A 2,643-nucleotide genomic window follows, 5' to 3' on the forward strand; every position below is an offset into this window, starting at 1 on the left:
CGGGAGAGTGGCGGACAGGATCGCCTCGACCCTCTCCGCCATGGCGACGTCCTCCGCGGCGCGGGACTCGACCCGCTCCGCCACGCGCTCGGCCCGTGAGGCCCACAAAGAAATGTTCAGGGCGCCTGCCTGGTGGAGAAGGTCCTCCAGCCCCTCGAAATAATAGGTGGTGGCCGACAGCGAGCATCCTGCGCGGCGGGCGACGGCCCGATGGCTGACTGAGGACGGGCCGCCTTCGCGCACGAGCGCCGCCGCGGCCTCCACGATCTGCCTTCTTCGGACCTCCCCCTTCAAAGTGGCGGCCCCTCCGCCGGGCGCAGCCCCGGGCTCGTCGGAAGCCCTCATGCGTTCTCGCCGCCCCCTTCCGTCTGCGTCCAAAGAGCGCCCGCAGCCGTCACGAGAACGCTGGCCATGGCCCAACGCCGCCAATCTCGCTCGGATCGGGGATGCGATGTCCAGCGCCTGAATTCACGGCTCGCACGCCTCCGATCTAAGCGTCATTTTCCTCGGCCAAGCTGGCCGACTCGCGGACGATGCTTCGCGATGCGCACATTGCCCCAAGCGCGAGCACGGAAATCAACGTCAGATAAAAAGCGGGAGCGATCGCCGTGCCGGTGACCTTGATGAGCCACGTCGCGACAAGCGGCGCCGTGCCTCCCACCAGGGCGTTGGCCGAGTTGAAAGAGAGGGCGAAACCCGAATACCTGACTTCAGTCGGGAAGCTTTCGGCCAGAAACGTCGCGAGGGTTCCGTCGTTGGCCGTGAGGATGAGGGCGAACACGGTCTCAGCGGCGATGATCATGACGACGTTGCCCTGCTCCATCACCCAGAACAGCGGGATCGAGAGCACGATGAAGGCCAGGCACGCTCCGACGAGCATGCGACGCCGTCCGAACATATCCGAAATTTTTCCCATGAAGAAGATCGCGACGATGTAAACCGCAAGCGTCCCTGCCGAGATGGCCTCCGCGCTGGTCGCTGCAATCCCCAGCTGCTTCTCGAAATAGGTGGGCATGTACGTCAGAAGAAGGTAGAACGCCACGGCGTTGAGGCAGGCGACGCCAAAAGTGATCGCCACCCTCTTGCGGTGCGAGCGCAGCAGCGTCTTCAAGGGGACGCGATGCTTGCTTTTCTTCTCCGCATTCTGGGACATTTCGTTGAAGACCGGCGAATCCTCGAGGTGAATTCGAATGTAGCGCCCGATCAGCCCCAAGGGCCCGGCGAGCAGGAACGGTATCCGCCATCCCCACGAGTGCATGTCCGCCTCGTCCAGGAGGCCCCGCAACGTCATGACCGTGATGATGCCGAAGAGAAGGCCAGCGGCGGTGGAGGCGGGGACGAGCGACGTGTACAGGCCGCGCTGCTTGGGCGGAGCGTATTCGGCGAGGAACGTTCCAGCCCCCGCGTATTCGCCCGACGCCGAGAATCCCTGGATCATCCGCAAAAGAAACAGCGCCAGTGGCGCAAAGATTCCAATGGCCGCGTATCCGGGAATCACGCCGATGAGGAATGTCGATCCGGACATGATGAGGATCGACCAGGAAAGGGCCCACCGGCGCCCGTAACGGTCGCCCCATGCGCCCCAAACCACCGCGCCTATCGGGCGCAGGACGAACGAGAGGGCGAATATCGCGAAGGCGGACAGAAGCTGGGCGGTTTCGTCGCTTTTCGGGAAGAACGCGCTCCCTATGACGGCGGCCAGATACCCGTAGGAGGCGTAGTCGAACCATTCGATGAAGTTGCCGATGAAGCTCGCACCGGCCGCCTTCCTCAAAACCCGGCGCTGCTCGTCGCTATGGCCTTCCGAATCCGACGTGTGCCCTGAAGCCGCGTCGGTGACTCCGACGTTGCTTGCCGACGCCGACTCGCTCGGCCCGCCGGGCCGCTTCGCCTCCCCGCGCGGCGGGGCCGGCCGCTGCGCTTTCCGCTGTCGTGACTCGTTCCCCCCGAGGGAATGCGGCATCGAACCGCTCGTATCAGCCGCCACGCGCCCACTGCTCCTTCGTAATCGAGGATTCATTCTGTTTGGCGAATCCATATACGCTACTCAGCCTACACCTCCGCGCAAGAGATCGTCGAATATCCGCCATTATCGAGGGCAGTGAAGAACTTTGGGGCGGCGGAACGAAGGCGGCTTTAGAATTTTTATTCATCTGGCATTGCACGTCGACGCTTCAGTGCGGCTGTCCTAAAGCCAATCGGCGTGCGCCTTGGGCAGAACCCGCACGCCGGAGTCGACGTTCGGCCGCGCGGGATCGAAGCGCAAAGGCGGCCCCGCGCCGAAACGCGGAGGCCGCCTTCGTAGCGAGCGCACGGTCACACAAGCGTCGGGTCGTCCACCTGGTTGGGGAAGTAGTCTTCCTTGCCGCCTTCGCGGTAGACGTCGGCGGTGGCGCAGTGCAGACCGCCGCCGAACGGGTAGGCGTCGCGGAACGGAACCGGAATGACGTTCATTCCCAGCTTGTCCATCTGCTCCATCTGATGGACCTCGGACGCCTCGCAGATCACCGTCTTGTGATCGAGAACGAGGCAGTTCATCGACAGCCAGACGGACGAGTAGCACAGCGGCGGCGGGGTCTCATGGGCCGGCTGCGCCGCGTCGACGATCTGCCAGTCGTTGGCTTCGAAGATCTTGCGCTGCTC

2 protein-coding genes and 1 pseudogene are annotated in these 2,643 nt (G+C 64.0%); all 3 read right to left on the reverse strand.

All coding sequences use genetic code 11. The annotated features are described in order from the left end of the window. On the reverse strand, positions 1–345 hold a 345-nt coding region (locus ACO48X_RS05755), incomplete at its 3' end, for a TetR/AcrR family transcriptional regulator (protein ID WP_485001162.1). 145 nt (positions 346–490) lie between these two features. Next, entirely contained in the window at positions 491–1,963 is a 1,473-nt protein-coding gene (locus ACO48X_RS05760) for an MFS transporter (RefSeq protein ID WP_485001166.1), read from the reverse strand. A 353-nt stretch (positions 1,964–2,316) separates the two neighbouring features. Next, a pseudogene (locus tag ACO48X_RS05765) lies at positions 2,317–2,643 on the reverse strand (serine/threonine protein kinase); the annotation flags it as partial.

This window comes from Peptidiphaga sp., assembly GCF_057238965.1.